Below are 24,067 nucleotides of genomic sequence, written 5' to 3'. Positions count from 1 at the left end.
AGATGTTAGAAAAGACAGGGAATAGAGAAATCATGTAGAATAAAAAGTGAGAATGTGAATAGGGGAGGAATGTAATAATGAAAGTATCTTATCATGGACATTCAGTTGTGAAAATTGAGGCGAATGGAAAAGTTATTTTAATTGACCCGTTTTTAACAGGTAATCCGAAAACAGATTTAAAAGCTGAAGATGTAAAAGTGGATGCAATCCTTTTATCGCATGGACACGGTGATCATGTTGGAGATACAGTAGAACTTGCGAAGAAAAATAATGCAGTTGTTGTAGCGCCATTTGAACTAGCAACATTTTTAAGTTGGCAAGGTGTAAATACACATCCGATGCATATTGGTGGTTCACATGAATTTGACTTTGGAAAAGTGAAGTTTACACAAGCATTCCACGGCTCTAGTTATATTGATGAAGCAAATAAGACGATTACATATACAGGTATGCCAGCAGGTATTTTATTTACAGCAGAAGAGAAAACAGTGTACCACGCAGGAGATACTGCACTATTCTCTGATATGAAGTTAATTGGGGAATTAAATAAAGTTGATCTAGCATTTTTACCAATTGGTGATAATTTCACAATGGGACCAGAAGATGCTGTACTAGCGGCAAAATGGATTAATTCGAAAACTGTTGTACCGATGCATTACAATACGTTCCCAGTTATTGAACAAGATCCATATCAATTTGTAGAAAAGCTACAAAATTGTACAGGGAAAGTATTAGAAGCTGGAGAAAGTATTACACTATAGAAAAGAAACCCTTCATTTGAAAAGAAAAGTGAAGGGTTTTTTACGTGTGTAGGACAGCTTTTAATGCTTGTATTTGTTTTGGTGATTCTTTTCTTTTTGTACGTGGTTGTTCAGGTGTTTCATTCAATTCCATTGCAACTTTTTTCCCATCTACGAAAGCTAAAAATATAGCACCTACAACCTCTAAAAATTTTTTCATCATGTGTACGCTCCTTTGTTTTATTTCTTGTCTTCATTGTATAGGGAATCAAGTGGGCGAACTATCGAATGAGATGACAATAGCATTACATTGTTGTAATAGAATGACTGGTGGAATGTAAGGGTCATTTTGTTATAAAAAAAATAGTACAGGTATGCAAAGAGAGAGTGTAACAGTTTTGAAAATATAGTATACTGAAAGTACAACACATGAAGAATTTAGGGAAAAGAAAGTATGGTGAAACCATTTGGCTACCAAGCATAACCAAATTTTAGAACATATTAATAGCCTGCCAGTAGGCCATAAAATTTCTGTAAGACAAATTGCGAAAGATTTGAGTGTAAGTGAAGGGACAGCTTACCGTGCAATTAAAGATGCAGAAAATAAAGGATATGTTAGTACAATTGAACGTGTCGGAACAATTCGAATTGAACAAAAGAAGAAAGAAAATATCGAAAAACTGACATATGCAGAAGTCGTTAACATTGTCGACGGTCAAGTACTTGGAGGCAGAGAAGGACTACATAAAACATTAAATAAATTTGTAATCGGAGCTATGAAATTAGAAGCGATGATGCGCTATACAGAAGCTGGGAATTTACTCATTATTGGTAACCGTACGAATGCACATCAATTAGCGCTAGAAACTGGAGCCGCTGTATTAATTACGGGTGGATTTGATACGGAAGATCATGTGAAGAAATTAGCAGACGAATTAAAGCTGCCGATTATTTCAAGTAGCTACGATACATTTACGGTCGCAACGTTAATTAACCGTGCGATTTATGATCAACTGATTAAGAAAGAAATTGTACTTGTTGAGGATATTTTAACACCAATTGAAGAAACGTTATATTTAAAGCCACATGATACAGTACAGCAATGGCATGCATATAACGAAGAGACAATGCACGGAAGATATCCAATTGTCGATGAAAATAAAAAAGTGCTAGGAATCGTAACTTCAAAAGACATGATCGGTGTAGCGAAAGAAACACCAATTGATAAAGTAATGACAAAACACCCAATTACAGTGAATGGTAAAATGTCTGTCGCAGCTGCGGCACGTATGATGGTGTGGGAAGGAATTGAATTACTTCCTGTCGTTGAGGAAGGAAATAAACTGCAAGGTATCATTAGCCGTCAAGATGTACTTCAGGCACTGCAAATGATTCAACGTCAGCCACAAGTTGGAGAAACAATTGATGATATCGTAACGAATCAATTTATGACGCCAAAAGAAGCGAAAAATGAGCATCTATATCAATTTTCGGTGACGCCGCAAATGACGAATTCAATCGGAACGTTATCGTACGGTGTATTTGCAACAATTGTGACAGAAGCGACAAATCGCGTCATTCGTGCGCAAAAGAAAAGCGATTTAATTGTTGAAAACTTAACAATTTATTTCGTGAAGCCGGTTCAAATTGATAATGTTGTATCGGTTCATCCGAAAGTATTAGAAATCGGGCGTAAATTTGGTAAGGTCGATGTAGAGGTGCATCATGAAGGTAATGTCGTTGGAAAAGCATTACTTATGGTTCAGTTAATTGATAAATAAAAAGATGGAACAAATCGTTTTGATTTGTTCCATTTTTTTTTGTTGTTTTAAATTTGAAAGACATGATTTTAGATGAGAGTTTTAGTGAAATATGTATGGGATGGAGTGGAAAAGTAACACGATAAAAGACAGAATAGTAATTTAATTTTGGTATATATTGTGTTATGATTATATTGTAAGAAAATGGATTTCTGGAAGGTGGTATACATTATGTCGTCAGCCGTACTCTTTTTTGGTAGTATCGCACTATTTTACGTTCTTGTAATGATACCGATCCAATATTTATATTTACAAGGTTTACATGAAAAAAAGGAAAAGACAGGATTATCTCAGCGAGAGCTATATGAAAAAATGTCTTTTGGAGAAGAACAATTACATTTTCACGTACAAGGTAACCCATTTAATATACCATCTGCGTTTGTTGCATATATGATTTTGAAAGTTAAGGGTCGTAAAAAAGCATCACAATATTGATGCTTTTTTTATGTTGCTTCATAGACTTCGGCTTCTTTAACTGCTAATGGTAAGAAGTGTTTGTATTGGCGAAACCCATTAAATACACTTGCACTACCAAATAGAACGAATAAAATACCAACGATAATACGAGCGGTTGAAAGTTCTAAAAAGAATTGGTTTACCCCGAAAAATAAAACGAATGAACCGAGTGCCATTGCGGATTTTCCTGAGAGCCAACCTTTTTCCATTGGGCGGTTTGTACGAAAGTATTTTGTTTTGTAAAAGAGGTACAACATAAATGAGACGATAATACAGAAGACTAATACTGGCATAATGAACACTCCCATCGCTTTGTGAAAAATAATAGAAAAGAAAAAGAAATATCTAAACTTTCTAACTTCTATTATAAAGCAATTGTTCGCATGTATGAAATACTTTCCGTTATAATGGAGGATAAAGCGAAGAAGTTGATTAAAAAGGAGATTATACATATGCATGAGCAAATTTTAGGAGCAATTAAAGAGTTTGATACAATTATTATTCATCGCCACGTGCGTCCGGACCCAGATGCATTAGGTTCACAGGGTGGCCTTGGTACAATTCTACAAGAATCGTTTCCAGAGAAAAATATTTATACGGTTGGGTACAATGAACCGTCGTTAGCGTACTTAAGAGTAATGGATGATATTGAAGATAGTGTATACGAAAATGCGCTTGTTATCGTTTGTGATACTGCGAATCAAGAACGTGTTGACGATCAACGCTATACAAAAGGGAAGATGTTAATTAAAATTGATCATCATCCAAATGAAGATCCATATGGAGATATTACGTGGGTAGATACGGCAGCGAGTTCTACAAGTGAAATGATTTATGAGTTTTACACGTATGGAAAAGATAAAGGATTAAAAATAACAAAAGAAGCAGCTCGCCTTATTTTAGCTGGAATTGTTGGGGACACAGGTCGTTTCTTATTCCCGAATACAACAGCAAAAACACTTCGTTACGTAAGTGAGCTTGTTGATATGGGTGTGAAATTCACAGATTTATACAATGAAATGTATAAGACAAAAGAAAAAATTGCTCGTTTAAACGGTTATATTTTACAAAACTTTACGATGGTAGAAGAAGGAGCAGCTTACATTAAATTAACGAAAGAAGTATTAGAAGAGTTTGATGTACTTTCTTCTGAAGCATCTGGTGTTGTTGGAGCACTTGGCAATATTGATGGATTAAAGGCGTGGGTTCTATTTTTAGAGGAAGACGACGTAATTCGTGTTCGTCTTCGTTCAAAAGGACCAGTTATAAACAAATTAGCAATGCAATATAACGGCGGAGGACACCCGATGGCTTCTGGTGCGAAGGCATCTTCTTGGGAAGAAGCGGATCGTCTTTTTGCTGATTTACGTGAGATTTGTAAATAAGAGAGTATATGTTAGAACGAAAAGAAGGAGCGGCGCTAAAGCCCTCCTTCTTTATTTTTCTTTCTCTATAGTAATGCTAATTTCAAGCACTGTATCAAAAGATATTGTATCGACTTTAAAACGGTATAGCCGATCGTAATGTTTGTACGTCTTGTTTTCGATTACCTTTTTGAGTAGGTCTTTATTTTTTGCGATACTTTGAATGTTTTTCGTTAAAAGATGCTGGAGATCATTATGGATAGATGTAGTCATATTTTCGAGTGTAAGATTGTCTAAATCGTATTTTTCTCGATTGATAAGTTTTATTTTAATCTCTTGAATGGTTAAGAGCCGTTTATTTTCAGTGTTCAATTTTTCTTGATCTTCGAGAAGGACGTGGAGTTTTGCTTCTTGTTTTTCTATAATTTCTCTTTGTTCTGCTATTTTACTAGCTTGTTCTTCTTGAAAAACACCGTATATGTACAAAAAAATAAACCAGCTCAACACGCCTCCAACAGCAGCACCAGCTAATACTAAGTACCATCTTTTTGCTGTATTGGCACTTGGTACTCTCATACATGTTCCTGCGTTAGCCATTTAATAATAATGAGACCTGTTTGCATACCACCAGTTGCGAAAAAAATAAGGAGAATTTGTTTTACGATATCTTTCATATCTCCGCCAAAGAAACTTCTTTCAAAGCTATAAAAGGTATCGAATGTTCCGCCGATTGCTGCAACGAGTGCCCAAATTCTTAAATTTTGGGCGAATTGATTAATGTAAGTTAGAGCTGGTTTTCCGATAAGAAACGCACCAAATCCACCAATTAATGAACCGCCAAGTATAACCCCAAAGGCAATAAAATAACTAATAATAAGCAGAGAGAAAAAAGTATGTTCTCTTACATCCATCGTCATTCCCCTTTCTTCTTCATATATATGGACAAAGTATAAGAAGTATGTTTTGATTTCCGCTTTCCTCATCACCTATAATAAAAGTAGTCAAATAGGTAAAGAGAGGGTACAACAGTGAAGTTTGTGCATTTACAATGTCAAACCGTTTTTAGTTTATTAAAAAGTGCTTGTAAAATTGATGAGCTTGTAGTCAGGGCGAAAGAACTTGGTTTCTCATCGCTGGCTATTACGGATGAAAATGTTATGTATGGCGTTATTCCGTTTTATAAAGCATGTAAGAAACATGGTATACAGCCTGTTATTGGATTAACCGCTTCTATTTTTAGTGAAGAAGAAGAAAGGTCTTATCCGCTTGTATTACTTGCTGAGAATGAAATAGGCTACCAAAATTTATTAAAGATTTCTAGCAGTATTATGACAAAGTCCAAAGAAGGTATCCCTAAGAAGTGGCTTGCGCATTATGCGAAAGGATTAATTGCTATTTCACCAGGTAAAGATGGCGAAATTGAGCAATTATTACTAGAAGACAATGAGAGTCAGGCTGAAGAAGTAGCTCGAACATATCAAAATATGTTCGGCCATTTTTATATGAGTTTGCAGCATCATGCAATTCAAGATGAGTTGCTTTTACAAGAGAAGCTACCTGAATTTATTAGTAGGGTTAATATTCCAGTCGTTGCAACAAACGATGTGCGTTATATCAATCAAAGTGACGCACTTGTTCACGAATGTTTACTATCTGTTGAAAGTGGAACGAAAATGACTGATCCAGATAGGCCGAGGCTGAAAACAGATCAATATTATTTAAAATCATCGGATGAAATGGAAGCACTATTTTCCCATGCGCCGGAAGCAATCCAAAATACAATAAAAATTGCAGAGCGTTGCCAAGTAGAAATACCGTTCCATGTAAATCAACTTCCGAAGTTTCCTGTTCCGTCTAACGAAACGAGTGATATATACTTGCGTCGTGTTTGTGAAGAAGGTTTGCGGAAACGATATGGTGCGCCGAAAGAAGTGCATATAAAGCGTTTAAATCATGAATTAAATGTTATTTCTCGTATGGGATTTAGTGATTATTTCCTCATCGTATGGGATTTTATGAAGTATGCACATGAAAATCATATTTTAACAGGACCAGGTCGTGGATCGGCAGCTGGTTCACTCGTCTCATACGTATTAGAAATTACAGATATTGATCCGATTGAATACGATCTATTATTTGAAAGGTTTTTAAATCCTGAACGTGTGACGCTTCCCGATATTGATATTGATTTTCCAGACATAAGACGTGATGAGATGATTCGCTATGTGAAAGATAAATACGGTCAGCTTCGTGTTGCGCAAATTGTAACGTTTGGTACGCTTGCAGCAAAAGCAGCAATTAGAGACATTGCCCGCGTAATGGGGCTTCCGCCACGAGATATTGATATATTTTCAAAACTTATCCCATCAAAGCTCGGTATAACGTTAAAAGATGCATATGAAGAATCACAATCACTTCGTGAGTTTATACAAGGGAATCTTCTGCATGAGCGTGTGTTTGAAATCGCAAAACGTGTAGAAGGTTTACCACGTCATACGTCTATTCATGCCGCTGGCGTTATTATGAGTCAAGAACCGTTAACAGGCAGTGTAGCAATTCAAGAAGGACATAACGATGTTTATGTTACGCAATATCCAGCTGATGCGCTAGAAGAACTTGGGTTGCTTAAGATGGACTTTTTAGGGTTACGTAATTTAACGTTACTTGAAAATATTATAAAATTTATCGCGAATAAAACAGGGAAAGAAATCGATATAAGAAACTTACCTCTTCAAGATGAAAAGACGTTCCAATTATTAGGGAGAGGGGATACAACAGGTGTATTCCAGCTTGAGTCAGGTGGTATGCGAAATGTACTTCGCGGGTTAAAACCGAATGAGTTTGAAGATATCGTAGCTGTTAACTCGTTATACAGACCGGGGCCGATGGAACAGATACCAACCTTTATTGAATCGAAACATGGAAAAAGAAAAATTGAATATTTACATCCGGATTTAAAGCCAATTTTAGAAAGAACATACGGCGTCATTGTATACCAAGAACAAATTATGCAAATTGCATCGAAGTTAGCAGGGTTTTCGCTCGGAGAAGCAGATTTACTGCGCCGTGCAGTGAGTAAAAAAAATCGTGATATTTTAGATCAGGAACGTAAGCATTTTGTTCAAGGGTGTTTGCAAAATGGTTATGATGAGACGTCTGCTGAGAAAATTTATGATTTAATTGTAAGATTTGCGAATTACGGTTTTAACCGAAGTCACGCTGTAGCTTACAGTATGATCGGATATCAGCTTGCCTATTTGAAAGCGAACTATACGCTGGAATTTATGACGGCATTATTATCAAGTGCAATTGGAAATGAAGATAAAATTGTACAGTATATACGAGAAACGAAGCGGAAAGGCTTTCACGTTTTGCCGCCGTCTCTTCAGAGAAGTGGTTACAACTTCCAAATAGAAGGGAATGCGATACGTTACAGTTTACTTTCGATCCGAAATATTGGAATGGCTACAGTAACGGCATTATTAGAAGAACGAAAGAAAAAAATGTTCGAAGATTTGTTTGAATTTTGTCTCCGTATGCCGTCAAAGTTTGTGACGGAGCGCAATTTAGAAGCTTTCGTCTGGTCCGGATGTTTTGATGATTTTGGTGTTTCGAGAACGAATTTATGGAAAAGTATTAAAGGGGCATTAGAGTACGCGAATCTCGCACGTGATTTAGGAGATGCTGTTCCAAAATCAAAATACGTACAAGGAGAAGAGCTATCTTTTATTGAACAACTAAATAAAGAGAAGGAAGCACTTGGCTTTTATTTATCAAGTTATCCGACAGCGCAGTATGTAAAGTTAGCAAAAGAATTAGAAATTCCATCTCTCGCTCAGGCGATGCGACACAAGAAAAAAGTACAAAGAGCTATTGTGTATATAACAAGTGTGAGAGTGATTCGTACGAAAAAGTTTCAAAAGATGGCATTTATTACATTCTGTGATCAAAATGATGAAATGGAAGCAGTCCTCTTCCCGGAAACGTATATACATTTCTCGGACAAGTTACAAGAAGGAGCAATTGTTTTAGTTGACGGTACGATTGAGCTAAGAAATCATAAGCTGCAATGGATTGTAAATGGTCTATATCCGCTAGAGGAAATGGATGTTTATGAAGAAAAGAAAGACGCATCTGTTTACGTGAAATTGCCGTCTCAGTATGAGAAAAAGCTTTTAAATCAGGTTACGAAAATATTGTTCGACTATTCAGGTTTTGCGAAAGTACTAATTTATTATGAAAAGGAACATAAAATGGTACAATTATCTCGGAGTTTATCGATTCATCCAAGTGAAGAATGTTTAGGAGCACTTCGTGAAATTGTCGGGGAAGAAAATGTAGTTGTGAAAATATAATGGACAATTTCCCTACACTTCGATTATTATAGTAGTAGTGTTCGTGGTCAGACCACTTGGAGAAATTGATATCAGCAAGAATAATTTGAGGAGAGTGGATAGTTTGTCAACACTTCGTGAAGAAGCACTTCACATGCATAAAGTGCATCAAGGAAAATTAGAAACTGTATCAAAAGTAAAAGTAGAAAATGCAAAAGATTTAAGTCTTGCATATTCTCCAGGGGTTGCAGAACCTTGTAAAGAAATTTATGACGATAAAAGTAAGGTATATGAATATACGATGAAGGGAAATATGGTAGCAGTTGTGACAGACGGAACAGCTGTACTTGGTCTTGGTAACATTGGACCTGAAGCATCTCTTCCAGTAATGGAAGGTAAAGCTGTATTATTCAAGAGCTTTGCTGGTGTAGATGCATTCCCGATTGCCTTAAATACAAACGATGTAGATAAAATTGTTGAAACTGTAAAATTAATGGAGCCAACTTTTGGCGGCGTTAACTTAGAAGATATCGCAGCACCAAACTGCTTCATTATTGAAGAGCGTTTGAAAAAAGAAACAAATATTCCTATCTTCCATGATGATCAACACGGAACAGCTATCGTAACAGTAGCAGGTCTTGTAAATGCACTGAAATTAGTTGGAAAGAAAATGTCTGACATTAAAGTTGTCGCAAATGGCGCAGGTGCAGCAGGTATTGCAATTATTAAACTTTTATATCGCTATGGTGTACGCGACATTATTATGTGTGACCGTAAAGGGGCAATCTATGATGGTCGTCCTACAGGTATGAATCCGGTGAAGGATGAAGTTGCAAAATATACAAATAAGAATCGTATAGAAGGTTCTTTAGCTGATGTTGTACATGGTGCGGACGTATTCATTGGTGTATCTGCAGAAGGTGCATTAACAGAAGAGATGGTTCGTACAATGAATGACGATGCGATTATTTTTGCAATGGCGAATCCGGTTCCAGAAATTATGCCAGAATTGGCAAAAGCAGCGGGCGCAGCTGTTGTTGGAACAGGTCGTTCTGACTTCCCGAACCAAGTAAATAATGTACTGGCGTTCCCTGGTATTTTCCGCGGTGCACTTGACGTACATGCGACACAAATTAACGAAGAAATGAAGATGGCAGCTGTACAGGCTATTGCTGAGCTTGTAGCAGAAGATGAGTTGAATGCAGATTATATCATTCCGGCACCATTTGACGCGCGTGTAGCGCCTCAAGTAGCGGCTTACGTTGCAAAAGCAGCAATGGAAACAGGAGTAGCTCGCCGTCAAGTAGATCCAAATGAGATCGCTGAAAAAACAAAACAATTAGCGCTGATTGGTAAAGAATAAGCGAGGAATTTCCATTGACATCATCAAATACAAAAGTATATCTCGAAATTGTAAAAAAAATCCGTTCCATTATGGAAGAGGATGGATTGGTAGCGGGGGATCGTTTGCCGTCTGAGCGTGAGTTAAGTTCACGCTTAAACGTAGGACGTTCCTCTGTAAGAGAAGCATTGCGTGCTTTAGAACTGGTAGGATTGATTGAAACGAGACGTGGTGAAGGGACATTTATTCGAAACTTTTATGATAACGGCCTTGTACAATTAATTGCTCCGTTCTTACTGCAAGATGAGAAAACAATTCGTGATTTATTACAAACGAAACGATTGCTTGAGAAAGATATGATTCGAATTGTATGTAATTTACCGAAAGAAACGTTTTCTAAAGTACTAAGTAGATTACACCAAGTACTTGAAGGAAATGAAAACTCAATCCCAACGCTTCATCAAACGTTCTTTAAAACACTTATTGAACAAGTCGATAATTATTTACTATATCGCATTTGGATGATCGTAAATGATTACGTAGCAACTCTTTCTTGTAAAGTTTCAAGAAATTCTATCGATATGTATAGAAAGCTTTATGCTACTTTGGAAGAAAAACAAGAAAATGATGCACTAAAAATTTACGATGAATTAGTAGAGAATATACAGTTTCACTCGTAATGTATAAAATTTGTCGAAATGACCATGACACGTTATGACAAACATTCTACCGCTTAGCGGTTAAAGTTAAACGTAAAGAGTGAGGTTATTAGACAGATTGAGAAGATAAGGCTAACATCAAACTTTGGTGTTAGCCCCATTTTCTTCTTACGCTAACCTTAGCTCTCAACGAAGGGGGTCAAATTGTGCTAAGAGATTTATTCGTGAAAAAGAAAAAGTACGCTGCAATACCTTCAGAACAAGTACGAAAAGATGTACCAGATGGCGTTATGACAAAATGTCCGGAATGTAAAAAAATCATGTATACGAAAGAACTTCTAAAAAATTTAAAAGTATGTGTGAATTGTGGATATCATCATCCTATGAATGCATGGGAACGTCTTGATAGTATATTGGACGAAGGGTCATTCCGTGAGTATGACAAAGAAATGGTTTCATTAAATCCACTCGAGTTTCCAGGTTATGAAGAGAAACTAGAGAGCGATCGTAAGAAGACTGAATTAAACGAAGCGGTTGTAACTGGTGAAGGAACAATTGATGACATGCTTGTTGTTGTTGCAGTAATGGATTCTCGTTTTCGAATGGGGAGCATGGGCTCTGTGGTAGGAGAAAAAATCGCCCGTGCGGTTGAAAAGGCGTACGACTTACAAGTTCCATTTATTATCTTTACTGCTTCGGGTGGTGCCCGTATGCAAGAAGGGATATTAAGTTTAATGCAAATGGCAAAAACAAGCGTAGCTTTGAAAAAGCATAGTAATGCAGGAGGATTATTTATTTCTGTTATGACTCACCCAACGACGGGCGGGGTTTCAGCGAGTTTCGCTTCACTTGGTGATTATAATCTTGCAGAACCAGGTGCACTTATCGGATTTGCTGGTAGACGTGTAATTGAACAAACGGTGCGTGAGAAACTACCGGAAGATTTCCAAACGGCAGAATTCTTACTAGATCATGGTCAATTAGATGCGGTGGTGCATCGTGATGATATGAGAGAATCGCTTCGCAAGATTTTAGAAGTTCATCAAGGAGGGGGAATGGCTGTATGGCAGAGCTAGAATTTGAAAAACCAGTTGTTGAGCTAAGAAATAAGATTCGTGAACTGAAAGACTATACGAAAAACAGCCAGATGGACTTCAGTGAGGAGATTCGTATTTTGGAAGACAAGCTAGAAAATTTAGAGGAAGATATATACGGTAATCTGAAAGTATGGGACCGTGTTCAAATTGCTCGTCATGCAGAACGACCGACAACGCTCGATTATATTGAGCACTTATTTACTGATTTTTTCGAATGTCATGGAGATCGTCTATTTGGCGATGATGCAGCGATTGTCGGCGGCATTGCGAAATATAAAGGGATGCCTGTAACTGTAATTGGGCATCAGCGCGGAAAAGATACGAAAGAAAATATTCGCCGTAACTTTGGAATGCCTCATCCAGAAGGATATCGAAAAGCATTACGCTTAATGAAGCAGGCGGAAAAGTTCAATCGTCCTATTATTTGTTTCATTGATACGAAAGGGGCTTATCCTGGTAAAGCTGCTGAAGAACGTGGTCAAAGTGAAGCTATCGCCCGCAATTTATTTGAAATGGCAGGTTTAACTGTACCTGTTATTTGTATCGTTATTGGTGAAGGTGGTAGTGGCGGTGCGCTAGGCCTTGGAGTGGGAGATTACATTCATATGCTAGAAAATTCCACTTATTCTGTTATTACACCAGAGGGTGCAGCGGCAATTCTTTGGAAAGATGCAGGAAAAGCAAAGGAAGCTGCAGAGGCAATGAAAATTACAGCAGCAGATTTGAAAGAATTAGGTGTAATTGATGAAATTATTCCAGAGGCAAAAGGTGGAGCTCACCGTAATCTTTCAAAACAGTCAGAAAATATAGATTTAATGATTAGAAAAACTTTTGAACAATTAAACGGGATTTCGAAAGATGAATTAATCGAAAAACGTTATGAAAAATATATGAAAATTGGGCAAGTTTCGTTTTCAAACGCTTCCATTGGGATAAAATAAGAAAAGCGTGCGTTCCTCTTCGCGAATGCACGTTTTTATTATGAAAAGACACATCTTCTCCATTGTGTTTTTATATTTTTTCGTGTTATTTTATTATAAGGCAAATAATCTTTATGAGGTGAGTACAAATGAAACGTATTGGTGTATTAACAAGTGGTGGAGATTCACCTGGTATGAATGCTGCCATTCGTGCAGTTGTTCGTAAAGCGATTTTCCATGATATTGAAGTATATGGTATTTACCATGGATACGCTGGATTAATTTCTGGTCACATTGAAAAATTAGAACTTGGTTCTGTTGGCGATATTATCCACCGCGGTGGTACGAAATTATATACAGCAAGATGTCCTGAGTTTAAAGACCCAGAAGTACGACTAAAAGGTATCGAGCAATTAAAGAAACATGGTATCGAAGGACTTGTTGTTATTGGTGGAGATGGTTCTTACCAAGGCGCTAAAAAATTAACTGAACAAGGATTCCCGTGTGTTGGTGTACCAGGTACAATCGACAATGATATCCCTGGAACAGACTTCACAATTGGTTTCGATACAGCTTTAAACACTGTTATTGATGCAATTGATAAAATCCGTGACACAGCTACATCTCATGAACGTACATATGTTATCGAAGTAATGGGACGTCACGCTGGTGATATCGCATTATGGGCTGGTTTAGCTGATGGTGCAGAAACAATCTTAATTCCAGAAGAAGAGTATGACATGGATGATGTTATCGCTCGTCTGAAGCGTGGTAGTGAACGTGGTAAAAAACACAGTATTATCGTTGTAGCTGAAGGTGTTGGAAGTGCAATTGACATCGGTAAGCACATTGAAGAAGCAACAAACTTTGATACTCGTGTAACTGTATTAGGTCACGTACAACGTGGTGGATCACCAAGTGCACAAGACCGTGTATTAGCAAGTCGTCTTGGCGCAAGAGCAGTTGAATTATTAATTGCTGGTAAAGGTGGACGTTGTGTAGGTATTCAAGATAACAAACTTGTTGATCATGATATTATCGAAGCGTTAGCTCAAAAGCATACAATCGATAAAGATATGTATCAATTATCTAAAGAATTATCCATCTAATTGACGTAATGTCAGATATTTGGGAACGGTTTCATAATTTTCGGAGGTGCAATATGCGTAAAACTAAAATTGTATGTACTATAGGTCCTGCTAGTGAAAGTATTGAAAAATTAGAGCAATTAATCGAAGCAGGTATGAACGTTGCTCGTTTAAACTTCTCTCATGGTAGCCATGAAGAGCACGGAGCTCGTATTAAAAACATTCGTGAAGCTTCAAAGAAAACTGGTAAAACAGTTGGTATCTTACTTGATACAAAAGGTCCAGAAATCCGTACTCACGACTTCGTAGACGGACAAGCTGAGCTTGTAACAGGTGCAGAAGTAGTTCTTTCTACTGAGCAAGTATTAGGTACTGCAGAGAAGTTCTCTGTATCTTATGCTGGTCTTTATGACGATGTAGACCCAGGTTCTCGCATTCTAATCGATGACGGTCTTATCGAACTAGAAGTAATCGAAAAAGCTGATGGAAACATCCGTACAAAAGTTCTTAACAGCGGAACTGTAAAAAATAAAAAAGGTGTTAACGTACCAAACGTAAGCATTAAGCTTCCTGGTATCACTGAAAAAGACGTAAAAGATATCATCTTCGGTATCGAGCAAAAAGTTGATTTCATCGCAGCTTCATTCGTACGTAAAGCGTCTGACGTATTAGAAATCCGTGAATTATTAGAAGAGCATGGTGCTCAATACATCCAAATCGTACCGAAAATCGAAAACCAAGAAGGTATCGACAACATCGATTCAATCTTAGAAGTTTCTGACGGTTTAATGGTAGCTCGTGGTGATATGGGTGTAGAAATTCCACCAGAAGAAGTACCATTAGTACAAAAACGTCTAATCAAAAAATGTAACGTGTTAGGTAAACCAGTTATTACTGCGACACAAATGTTAGACTCTATGCAACGTAACCCACGTCCAACTCGTGCGGAAGCAAGTGACGTAGCTAACGCAATCTTCGATGGTACAGATGCAATCATGCTTTCAGGTGAAACAGCTGCTGGTCAATATCCGGTAGAAGCAGTAACAATGATGGCTAACATTGCAGTACGTGTTGAAAAATCATTACAATACGAAGATATGTTCAAAAAACGTATTAAAGAGTTCACTCCAACAATTACAGATGCAATTAGCCAATCTGTTGCGCATACAGCACTTGCTCTTGATGTAGCTGCAATCGTAGCTCCAACAGAAAGTGGACATACTGCGAAAATGATCTCTAAATACCGTCCAAAATCTCCAATTGTAGCTGTAACATCTGACGAGCAAGTAGGACGTCGTCTTGCGCTTGTTTGGGGTGTACAAGCGTTTATGGCTGAGAAGCGCGCAGCTTCAACTGACGAAATGTTAGATACAGCAATTCAAACAGGTATGGATGCAGGTCTAATCGGACTTGGAGATACTGTAGTAATTACTGCTGGTGTTCCAGTTGCTGAAACTGGAACAACAAACTTAATGAAAATCCACGTTGTTGGTGAAGAAGTTGCTAAAGGACAAGGAATCGGTCGTAAAGCTGCAAAAGGTAAAGTAGTTGTAGCAAAAACAGCTGCTGAAGCTGTAGCGAACGTAAACGAAGGTGATATCCTTGTTACAACAAGTACTGATAAAGATATGATTCCTGCAATCGAAAAAGCTGCTGCTTTAGTTGTAGAAGAAGGTGGCTTAACAAGCCATGCGGCTGTTGTAGGCGTATCAATCGGTATTCCTGTTATCGTTGGTGTAAACGGCGTAACAGCAACTTTAAAAAATGGCCAAGAAGTAACAGTTGATGCAGCACGCGGAATTGTTTATAATGGACATGCGGAAGTGCTATAAGTAATACGGAGAGAAGGATCGGAGTCCTTCTCTTTTTTTTACACAAAAACGAGATAGAATTAGTTTAAAGCGCCTAGAATTGCTTTTAAAAGCGGTTTGTTATGAGTTTTAGTATGAAAGGGTATCTATATTTCGTATGATGTATATAGGCGTTGTGAGGGTGTTAAAAGTGAGTTGTGAGAGGGGTGTAGAACTATGAAGTGGTTACTATTCTTGTTTATTTTAATACCGGCGATTGAGATTACGGTCTTAATTGGATCAAGTCATGTAATAGGTTTATGGTCTACGTTCGCTATGATTGTATTTACAGGTGTTGTAGGTGTGTATTTGGCGAAAAGACAAGGATTTAAAGTGCTTGGAGAGATTCAATCTAAGTTGAATAGAGGGGAAATGCCAGGTGAGGCAGTACTAGATGGTATTTTTGTATTTATAGGAGGTATTCTCTTGGTGCTTCCTGGGTATGTGACAGATGTGCTAGGGTTTATCTGCGTGATCCCTATTACGAGAGCTTTATTGAAGCCGCTTGTTATGAAGTGGATGGAATGGAAATTTAGAAAGAACTCTACTATTATCATTCAGAAGTAGCACTTAGATTATAACAATCTAAGTGCTATTTTTTTGTCTTGTAAGAGGAGAGGGGTTTTCTGATTGAGGCTTCGCTTTACTGCGCTATTTGTGGGGGATTTCTATCTCAAAGTTGGGTTGCTCGTAAGTGTCTGATGTGGGGGCGAATGATGAGTGGGGATGAACAAAACGTCCGCTTATTATATTTGCTATATAATTTTCGTTTGAACTCTTGTTGTGCTTCGATTAAACGTGTAATTTTTAAATGCTATTAATTTGGATGAATAAGATGGAGAGAAATGCAGCTAAATTAAAGTTTTGCTTTCATATAAAAGGTGGGGATTGTTAGTTGAAGCCTTATTCTATGTGGTTTTGTATATTTATTCATTTACATAAAAAGTAATAAATGTAAGTAATAAATACAGATAAAATAGAATAAAAATGTATTTTTGATTAGAAAATGTGTTTTTTATGCAAAAAAACAAGAGGATTATCCTTTTTCTGGGTAATGCTCTTGTTACATGTGAGTAGTGTGAAAAAATAAGTGAAAGGAATAATCAGTGGGAAATTCCCACTGATTACAGCTTGTTTTTTATATGAATTAGAAACTTTTATTTTGAAGGTGAACCTTTAATATATTTCCACAAGTCATGGAAGACATTAGCTTTGTGTAATGTATTAAGTAGTACTAAGGTGACTGGACCGATGATTAATCCTAAAAAGCCAAAAAGCTTAAAGCCGACAAATAGAGCGACGAGTGTTGCTAATGGATCGAGACCGATGTTAGATGAAAGTACTTTCGGTTCCATAATTTGTCTTTGGACAATCACGACGATGTATAAAATGAGAAGACCAATGGCGAATGCGGTATCGCCAGTGAAAAATACGTATATAACCCATGGAACGAAGACTGCGCCTGTTCCTAAATATGGTAGTAAATCTACAACTCCTGTAATAATCGCAATAGTAATGGCGTATGGTACGCGTAATATTAAAAGTCCGATCAGTACAATGACGGTTGTCATAGATACGAGTGTAAGTTGTGCTTTCACAAAACCAAATAAAGCTTTTTTTAAGTCGACAAAAATAGTTTTTCCGTAGCCATGTACACGATTTGGTAGTAATTTTCTTGTTTTTTGAGCAAGACGGTGCCAATCGTAACTAATGAAGAAAGTGGCTAATAAAATGAATACAAGGACAGTTAACGTTGTTGGCAGTGCACTAATGAAATTTGTTAATCCGCTTATAATGGCGGTTAAAAGTTCTTTCATTTGTGTTGTTGCTTCTGTTCCTAAGTTTTGAATGTTTTGTGTAATTGTATAGCGCTGTGGTTCTCCAAGATGATTAAATTTAGAGATTAAATCATCGTAGAGAGGCATAATATGATTAAGTGCAAATTGCTGAGCGAATGTAACGATATCCGGAAACTTTACTGTAACAAGTTGGAGTAAGTATGTTGTGGCAGATATTGCTTCAGTCACAAGATATGTAACAAGTCCAACGATAGCTCCAAATACGAGAATTAAGCTAACGAGTACTGCTAGTGCGCGAGGGAATTGTAGTTTTTGATTAAGGAAATTGACGACAGGATTAATCAAATAAGCAAATGCAAAAGCGATAATAAAAGGATAGATAAGCCCTGACATGTATAGTAATACATAGAACCCAGCTATCGTTGCTACAATGACAAATATGAGTCGCAATATCATATATAGTAAGTTTCGGTTCAAAGATGTATACCTCCCATTCCGATTTGGATTATCCTAATTCGTTCAACTTATAACTAGCGTGCTCTGCTGATTAAAGTCTTACTTTAGCGGCAGTAAATCTCCCGCCAAAGCCAAATTGATGAAGGCCAATAATCAGTGGAAGATGCCCAACTGATTAAAGTGTTACTTTATGTTATAGTGGAATGATGGATTTAGCCTGCTTTTTTCGGTATATGAATGGCTGTGAAAGCCTATTCGTGATGCTACTACTATATGGTAAAAACTTCATTTTCTCTTCTTTTTATTTTACCTGTTTCTTATTAGAAAAGAAAGAAGAGACGACTGTTTTCAAAAATGTATACATGCTTAAATTTTTTTGGTGAAAGTCTCTTTTTAGAATGTATAAAAAATTGAAGGTGTTATCGATAAATAGGCATCTGTATAGCATGTATAACGATAGGTTTAAAGGTATTTTTGTTTGGAAATGAGTTCATTATTTTCAGAAAGGAAGTGTAAACATGATTAGTCAGTCAACGTTATTTTTATTCATACTACTTATTATAGGACTTATTGCTAAAAACCAATCGCTTACTGTAGCTATTGGGGTGTTATTTCTATTAAAATTTACGTTTTTAGGAGATAAGGTCTTTCCTTATTTACAAACGAAAGGAATTAACCTAGGTGTAACGGTCATTACAATAGCGGTGCTAGTACCGATTGCGACGGGGGAAATAGGTTTTAAACAACTTGGAGAAGCGGCGAAATCGTATTATGCGTGGATTGCTTTAGCTTCAGGTGTAGCAGTCGCTTTGTTAGCGAAAGGCGGCGTGCAATTGTTGACAACGGATCCTCATATTACAACTGCGCTTGTTTTTGGGACAATTATAGCGGTTGCGTTATTTAATGGGGTTGCTGTTGGTCCGTTAATTGGGGCTGGAATTGCCTATGCGGTTATGAGTATTATACAAATGTTTAAATAAGGAATTTTATAGTAATATAAAATTTTTGAATTCTTTCTGTTCACAAAAGTCAGATAATTGTTTATAATAGGATTAGAAACTTTGAAAAGTTACATAACAGCAGAGACTTTACACCAGATAAAATAAAAACAACATAAAACAANNTTGTTTTATGTTGTTTTTATCATAAAACTCTTCGGAATGTATTTTCCTCACTAACTTGTTGTTTTGAGCGTGAGGATTCGGGGAGACATTCACGCTCATGCTTTCCATGTAAACCATGGACAATAAGAGGGGAACATCGCAACAAATTTGCATGATCGTGCATTTTGCTTGCCTAAAGAGTGAACGGGCGTTCATAATTCATAAGGGGAGCAAATAGATATAAGGAGCAAGGTTGGGAGAATTTTCAGGAAAAGGAGAGAATGTCATGACTGTTATTCGAGGTTTAGAAGGGGTAGTAGCAACAACATCATCTGTGAGCTCTATTATTGATGATACATTAACTTATGTTGGGTATAATATTGATGATTTAGCTGAGAATGCTACGTTTGAAGAAGTAGTGTACTTATTATGGCACCGCAAGCTTCCTAATGAAAAAGAACTAGCGGAATTTAATGAAATTGTATCTGAATACTATAAAGTTCCAGGTGAGATTTTAACATATTTGAAACAAGTAGATTTAAAAATTGCACATCCGATGTCTGTTTTACGAACTGCAATTTCCATGCTATCATTATACGATGAGAGCGCTGAAATTATGGATGAAAAGTCTAATTATTTGAAAGCGGTTAAATTACAGGCTCAAGTAGGAACTTTAGTTGCTGCTTACGCGAGAATCCGTAAAGGTTTAGATATTGTTGAGCCAAGAAAGGATTTATCATTAGCTGCAAACTTCTTGTACATGTTAAATGATCGCGAGCCAAATGAAGTTGAAATTGAAGCTTTTGATAAGGCACTTGTACTTCATGCAGATCATGAGTTAAACGCTTCTACATTTACTGCACGTGTTTGCGTAGCTACACTTTCAGATGTATATTCTGGTATTACAGCAGCAATTGGTGCATTAAAAGGTCCTCTTCACGGTGGGGCAAATGAAAATGTAATGAAGATGTTAACTGAAATTGGCGAAGAAGAAAATGTAGAATCATATATTCATAATGCTCTTCAAAATAAAGTGAAAATCATGGGCTTTGGCCACCGTGTGTATGAGCAGGGTGATCCACGTGCAAAACACTTACGTGAAATGTCTAAGAGATTATGCGTGCTTTTAGGAGAAGACAAATGGTATAATATGTCTATCAAAATTGAAGACATTGTAACAAAAGAAAAAGGTCTTCCACCAAATGTTGATTTCTATTCAGCTTCTGTATACCATTGTTTAGGAATTGACCATGACTTATTTACACCTATTTTTGCAATTAGCCGTATGTCAGGCTGGTTAGCTCATATTCTAGAACAATATGAAAATAACCGTTTAATCCGTCCACGTGCTGATTATAATGGACCAACGCATCAAGTGTATGTTCCAATCGCACAAAGATAAGCAAAAAACACTATTTTGATAGTGAAAATACGCTTTCAAAAGTCTGATTTTTTCGGAAAGATGTAATGATTAGAATATTTTAATTTGACTAACGGTTTGAACTGAGGGGTTATTCCCTCAGTTTCATACATATGAAATTTCAAACATGGGGGTTATCACATTGACGACAGGTGAAAAAATTACTGTAACTAATGGTGTTATGAATGTACCAAACAATCCGATTATTCCATTTATTGAAGGAGATGGAATTGGTCCTGATATTTGGGCAGCTGCATCTCGCGTAATAGAAGCAGCAGTTGAAAAAGCTTATGATGGTGAGAAGAAAATCGTTTGGAAAGAAGTGCTTGCAGGGGAAAAAGCATTCAACCAAACAGGCGAGTGGTTACCAGAAGAGACTTTAAATTTAATCCGCGAATATTTAATCGCAATTAAAGGTCCACTTACAACTCCAGTTGGCGGTGGTATTCGTTCTCTAAACGTAGCACTTCGTCAAGAATTAGATCTATATGTATGTCTACGTCCAGTTCGTTATTTTGAAGGTGTTCCTTCACCTGTAAAACGTCCGGAAGATACTGATATGGTTATTTTCCGTGAAAATACAGAAGACATTTATGCTGGAATTGAATATGCACAAGGATCTCCAGAAGCAGAAAAAGTTCTTGCTTTCTTAAAAGAAGCAATGGGTGTTAATAAAATCCGCTTCCCAGAAACATCTGGTATTGGTATTAAACCAATCTCAGAAGAAGGGACAAAGCGTCTTGTTCGTGCTGCAATTCAATATGCAATTAACGAAAAACGCTCTTCTGTTACATTAGTTCATAAAGGAAACATTATGAAATTTACAGAAGGTGCTTTCAAAAACTGGGGTTACGAAGTAGCGGAACAAGAATTCGGCGACAAAGTATTTACTTGGGCTGAATATGATCGCATTGTTGAAAAAGATGGTAAAGATGCAGCGAATAAAGCGATGGCAGACGCTGAAGTGGCTGGAAAAATCATCGTAAAAGATTCTATTGCAGACATCTTCTTACAACAAATTTTAACTCGTCCACGTGAGTTCGATGTTGTTGCAACAATGAACTTAAATGGTGACTATATCTCTGATGCACTTGCTGCACAAGTAGGTGGAATTGGTATTGCACCTGGTGCAAACATTAACTATGTGACTGGACATGCTATCTTTGAAGCTACACATGGTACAGCTCCAAAATATGCAGGTTTAGATAAAGTAAACCCATCTTCAGTTCTTCTTTCAGGTGTATTATTATTAGAACACTTAGGATGGAACGAAGCTGCGAAATTAGTAACAGATTCAGTTGAGAAAACAATTGCATCAAAAGTAGTAACATATGACTTCGCTCGCCTAATGGAAGGCGCAACAGAAGTGAAATGTTCTGAGTTTGCTAATGAGCTTATTAAAAACATGGATGTAGCGATAATCAAAAACGCATAATTAAAGCGGGGGGTAAATTATGACAATCAAACGCAAGAAGGTTTCAGTCATCGGTGCAGGATTTACAGGAGCAACAACGGCATTCTTATTAGCACAAAAAGAACTTGCAGATGTTGTATTAGTGGACATTCCACAACTGGAAAATCCAACAAAAGGGAAAGCGTTAGATATGTTAGAAGCGAGCCCAGTACAAGGTTTTGATGCTAACATTATTGGAACATCTGATTACGCAGATACTGCTGATTCTGACGTTGTCGTTATTACAGCAGGTATTGCACGTAAGCCTGGTATGAGCCGTGATGACTTAGTAGCAACGAACTCTAAAATTATGAAAAGTATTACGCGCGACATTGCAAAACATTCACCAAATGCAATTATTGTTGTGTTAACAAATCCAGTTGATGCAATGACATATTCTGTATTTAAGGAAGCAGGATTCCCGAAAGAGCGTGTAATCGGCCAATCGGGCGTATTAGATACAGCTCGTTTCCGTACATTCATCGCACAAGAATTAAATCTTTCTGTAAAAGACATTACAGGATTTGTTCTTGGTGGACATGGTGACGACATGGTACCTCTTGTGCGTTATTCTTATGCAGGCGGTATTCCGTTAGAAACGTTAATTCCGAAAGAGCGTTTAGAAGCAATCGTAGAACGTACACGTAAAGGTGGCGGTGAGATTGTAGGCTTATTAGGAAACGGTAGTGCATATTACGCACCAGCAGCTTCTTTAGTTGAAATGACAGAAGCAATCTTAAAAGATCAACGCCGTGTATTACCAGCTATTGCGTACCTTGAAGGTGAGTATGGTTATAGTGACCTTTACTTAGGGGTACCAGTAATTCTAGGTGGTAACGGAATTGAAAAAATTATTGAATTAGAACTTCTTGCAGATGAAAAAGAAGCGTTAGATCGCTCTGTAGAATCTGTACGTAACGTAATGAAAGTTCTTGTTTAATAATTGAATAGTAGTGAAAAAGATTCGGGATTCCGAATCTTTTTCTACTATTTACCGAATTGTTTTTTTGAAATAATATGAAAACGCTATCATTTGTAATATCCTATAATGAAACTGTAGATTTATACTATACATTGCCCTCATCATAGTAAATTTCGGATAAGGTATCGCTTTTAGTAGGATAATAAGGTGAAAAAATCGGAGGGGGTTGTAACATGTTAAAGAAAAAAGTTCAAATTGGTCGTAAAATGGATGAAATTACAGTAGGAGAGAAATTATCTATCACTGAAAAAATTGAGGATAAAGATTTGTTATTGTACTTAGGGTTAACGAATGATGCCAATCCATTATATATTCAGCATGATTACGCATCCCAAACTCCGTATGAAAAGCCGATTGTACCAAGCATTATGCTAACGGGAATGATTACAACGGCAGTTACGAAATATTTACCGGGTCCAGGAAGTCATATTACTAGGAAGGACCTTACGTTCGTGAAGCATGTTCACCATTATGAAACGTTACAAATCCACTTTGAAGTTGTGGCTGTTTCTGAGGAGGAACATACAATTGATATGCTTGTATCTGCTCATGATGAAAAAGGAGAAACTGTTGTAAAGGGTTCATTAACAGTAACGCCACCTTATAAATCTGTTTCCATTATGGAAAAAGCATTAGATAATTTTTAAAAGATGAAAATATGAATAGCGCTAGCATACCTTGAATAAGGATGCTAGCGCTATTTTTAGTTGAAGAATCCTTCTTTGAACCCTTCAGCAAATTCTGAGCAACCCGTTTTAATCGTATCCCAGCTCGGAGCGTTGAAAGCAAGGATACATGTGACTGCTAAAGATAGAATGGGTAGTATTAGTCGCATAATAGACCTCCTGATTGTGTTAATTTATATATTAAGATTAATGATATAAATATCGGTAATTGAAGTCAATGAAAGGAGTGATTCTTTTAAGTGAGGTGGAAAAAAGAAGAAGTTATCTTTGAAACGATACGAGAAACTGAAGTGTGGGCCGATTCGATCGCGAATGAAATGTACGGGAGATTATTTGATGGATATGAAACGCTAGATTATAAAATAGCGTATGCTCTTTCGTTTTTCCTAGCACAAAATCAAGATTTTATCCCGCATTAACGGGCAGTAAGATCCCACCTCAAAATTCAGCGAAAGCAAAGAAGTTAGGTCGGGAATCAACTGCCCGTAAAAGCCCGAT

At 37.0% G+C, this 24,067-nt stretch carries 24 protein-coding genes; 18 read left to right on the top strand and 6 right to left on the bottom strand.

Translation table 11 applies throughout. The features are described from left to right. Positions 1 to 77 precede the first annotated feature (77 nt). Positions 78 to 761, top strand: a complete 684-nt coding sequence (locus tag CN409_RS23600; RefSeq protein WP_000868923.1) for a metal-dependent hydrolase — start codon at positions 78 to 80, stop codon at positions 759 to 761. 40 nt (positions 762 to 801) lie between these two features. Here the strand turns inward: CN409_RS23600 and CN409_RS31985 are convergent, their stop codons facing one another. Continuing rightward, positions 802 to 963, bottom strand: coding sequence for a hypothetical protein (locus tag CN409_RS31985; protein WP_000976014.1), 162 nt, complete (start codon positions 961 to 963; stop codon positions 802 to 804). A gap of 244 nt (positions 964 to 1,207) precedes the next feature. On the opposite strand from CN409_RS31985, the gene CN409_RS23590 reads away from it, so the two are divergent. Together CN409_RS23590 and CN409_RS23585 are read left to right on the top strand one after the other, a co-directional pair. Next, positions 1,208 to 2,521, top strand: a complete 1,314-nt coding sequence (locus tag CN409_RS23590) for a CBS domain-containing protein (protein ID WP_000201579.1) — start codon at positions 1,208 to 1,210, stop codon at positions 2,519 to 2,521. Positions 2,522 to 2,731: 210 nt separating this feature from the next. Then, positions 2,732 to 2,995 carry a DUF3949 domain-containing protein gene (locus CN409_RS23585; RefSeq protein ID WP_141527736.1) on the top strand — a complete coding sequence of 88 codons (264 nt, stop codon included), beginning with the start codon at positions 2,732 to 2,734 and terminating at the stop codon, positions 2,993 to 2,995. 8 nt (positions 2,996 to 3,003) lie between these two features. Here the strand turns inward: CN409_RS23585 and CN409_RS23580 are convergent, their stop codons facing one another. Continuing rightward, positions 3,004 to 3,309 carry a YtpI family protein gene (locus CN409_RS23580; protein ID WP_001144782.1) on the bottom strand — a complete coding sequence of 102 codons (306 nt, stop codon included), beginning with the start codon at positions 3,307 to 3,309 and terminating at the stop codon, positions 3,004 to 3,006. 159 nt (positions 3,310 to 3,468) lie between these two features. On the opposite strand from CN409_RS23580, the gene CN409_RS23575 reads away from it, so the two are divergent. Next, on the top strand, positions 3,469 to 4,401 hold the full coding sequence (locus CN409_RS23575; protein WP_000545134.1) for a DHH family phosphoesterase: 933 nt from the start codon (positions 3,469 to 3,471) through the stop codon (positions 4,399 to 4,401). 51 nt (positions 4,402 to 4,452) lie between these two features. On the opposite strand, the gene ytrI is transcribed toward CN409_RS23575, so the two are convergent. Both ytrI and CN409_RS23565 read right to left on the bottom strand, forming a co-directional pair. After that, positions 4,453 to 4,956 (bottom strand): sporulation membrane protein YtrI, encoded by a 504-nt coding sequence (gene ytrI / locus CN409_RS23570; protein WP_001265736.1) that lies wholly within the window; start codon positions 4,954 to 4,956, stop codon positions 4,453 to 4,455. After that, entirely contained in the window at positions 4,953 to 5,366 is a 414-nt protein-coding gene (locus tag CN409_RS23565; RefSeq protein ID WP_002005839.1) for a YtrH family sporulation protein, read from the bottom strand. The genes ytrI and CN409_RS23565 overlap by 4 nt, the downstream gene beginning before the upstream one ends. Before the next feature lie 42 nt (positions 5,367 to 5,408). Between CN409_RS23565 and dnaE the strand changes: the two genes are divergently transcribed. The 8 genes from dnaE to CN409_RS23525 all read left to right on the top strand — a co-directional run bounded on the left by dnaE (position 5,409) and on the right by CN409_RS23525 (position 16,237). Further along, positions 5,409 to 8,735, top strand: a complete 3,327-nt coding sequence (gene dnaE, locus CN409_RS23560) for a DNA polymerase III subunit alpha (RefSeq protein WP_000673723.1) — start codon at positions 5,409 to 5,411, stop codon at positions 8,733 to 8,735. A gap of 133 nt (positions 8,736 to 8,868) precedes the next feature. Then, entirely contained in the window at positions 8,869 to 10,077 is a 1,209-nt protein-coding gene (gene ystJ / locus CN409_RS23555) for an NADP-dependent malic enzyme (protein ID WP_161635086.1), read from the top strand. 14 nt (positions 10,078 to 10,091) lie between these two features. Then, positions 10,092 to 10,736: a FadR/GntR family transcriptional regulator gene (locus CN409_RS23550; protein WP_000204446.1), complete on the top strand. Its 645-nt coding sequence runs from the start codon at positions 10,092 to 10,094 to the stop codon at positions 10,734 to 10,736. Between the two features lie 185 nt (positions 10,737 to 10,921). Beyond that, entirely contained in the window at positions 10,922 to 11,791 is an 870-nt protein-coding gene (accD, locus tag CN409_RS23545) for an acetyl-CoA carboxylase, carboxyltransferase subunit beta (RefSeq protein WP_000942858.1), read from the top strand. Continuing rightward, positions 11,779 to 12,753 carry an acetyl-CoA carboxylase carboxyl transferase subunit alpha gene (accA, locus tag CN409_RS23540; protein WP_000818789.1) on the top strand — a complete coding sequence of 325 codons (975 nt, stop codon included), beginning with the start codon at positions 11,779 to 11,781 and terminating at the stop codon, positions 12,751 to 12,753. Before accD ends, accA begins: the two co-directional genes overlap by 13 nt. A 128-nt stretch (positions 12,754 to 12,881) precedes the next feature. After that, positions 12,882 to 13,841: a 6-phosphofructokinase gene (pfkA, locus tag CN409_RS23535; protein ID WP_000821157.1), complete on the top strand. Its 960-nt coding sequence runs from the start codon at positions 12,882 to 12,884 to the stop codon at positions 13,839 to 13,841. Between the two features lie 53 nt (positions 13,842 to 13,894). Continuing rightward, complete coding sequence (gene pyk / locus CN409_RS23530; RefSeq protein WP_001232667.1) at positions 13,895 to 15,652, top strand: pyruvate kinase; 1,758 nt, start codon at positions 13,895 to 13,897, stop codon at positions 15,650 to 15,652. 195 nt (positions 15,653 to 15,847) lie between these two features. After that, positions 15,848 to 16,237: an FxsA family protein gene (locus tag CN409_RS23525; RefSeq protein ID WP_097981788.1), complete on the top strand. Its 390-nt coding sequence runs from the start codon at positions 15,848 to 15,850 to the stop codon at positions 16,235 to 16,237. Between the two features lie 590 nt (positions 16,238 to 16,827). Here CN409_RS23525 and ytvI read toward each other — a convergent pair. Next, complete coding sequence (ytvI, locus tag CN409_RS23520; RefSeq protein WP_001081375.1) at positions 16,828 to 17,946, bottom strand: sporulation integral membrane protein YtvI; 1,119 nt, start codon at positions 17,944 to 17,946, stop codon at positions 16,828 to 16,830. A 497-nt stretch (positions 17,947 to 18,443) separates the two neighbouring features. Between ytvI and CN409_RS23515 the strand changes: the two genes are divergently transcribed. From CN409_RS23515 to CN409_RS23490, 5 genes are all read left to right on the top strand, one after another. Beyond that, positions 18,444 to 18,905: a DUF441 domain-containing protein gene (locus tag CN409_RS23515; protein WP_000625507.1), complete on the top strand. Its 462-nt coding sequence runs from the start codon at positions 18,444 to 18,446 to the stop codon at positions 18,903 to 18,905. A gap of 376 nt (positions 18,906 to 19,281) precedes the next feature. Then, positions 19,282 to 20,430, top strand: a complete 1,149-nt coding sequence (gene citZ, locus CN409_RS23505; RefSeq protein WP_000503651.1) for a citrate synthase — start codon at positions 19,282 to 19,284, stop codon at positions 20,428 to 20,430. A gap of 160 nt (positions 20,431 to 20,590) precedes the next feature. Further along, positions 20,591 to 21,883, top strand: a complete 1,293-nt coding sequence (gene icd, locus CN409_RS23500) for an NADP-dependent isocitrate dehydrogenase (protein WP_000206893.1) — start codon at positions 20,591 to 20,593, stop codon at positions 21,881 to 21,883. A 19-nt stretch (positions 21,884 to 21,902) separates the two neighbouring features. Continuing rightward, entirely contained in the window at positions 21,903 to 22,841 is a 939-nt protein-coding gene (gene mdh / locus CN409_RS23495; RefSeq protein WP_000153232.1) for a malate dehydrogenase, read from the top strand. Between the two features lie 215 nt (positions 22,842 to 23,056). Continuing rightward, on the top strand, positions 23,057 to 23,530 hold the full coding sequence (locus CN409_RS23490; RefSeq protein WP_000914181.1) for a MaoC family dehydratase: 474 nt from the start codon (positions 23,057 to 23,059) through the stop codon (positions 23,528 to 23,530). 56 nt (positions 23,531 to 23,586) lie between these two features. Here CN409_RS23490 and CN409_RS32585 read toward each other — a convergent pair whose 3' ends face one another. Further along, entirely contained in the window at positions 23,587 to 23,718 is a 132-nt protein-coding gene (locus tag CN409_RS32585) for a hypothetical protein (RefSeq protein WP_001237011.1), read from the bottom strand. A gap of 90 nt (positions 23,719 to 23,808) precedes the next feature. On the opposite strand from CN409_RS32585, the gene CN409_RS23480 reads away from it, so the two are divergent. After that, positions 23,809 to 23,988 (top strand): hypothetical protein, encoded by a 180-nt coding sequence (locus CN409_RS23480; RefSeq protein ID WP_063675802.1) that lies wholly within the window; start codon positions 23,809 to 23,811, stop codon positions 23,986 to 23,988. Positions 23,989 to 24,067 lie beyond the last annotated feature (79 nt).

It is taken from the genome of Bacillus sp. AFS012607, assembly GCF_002558005.1.
GTDB classification, from domain to species: Bacteria; Bacillota; Bacilli; order Bacillales; family Bacillaceae_G; genus Bacillus_A; species Bacillus_A thuringiensis_S.
The sequence above is the reverse complement of the archived record's forward strand: the minus strand, read 5'-3'. Positions and strand labels throughout refer to the sequence as shown.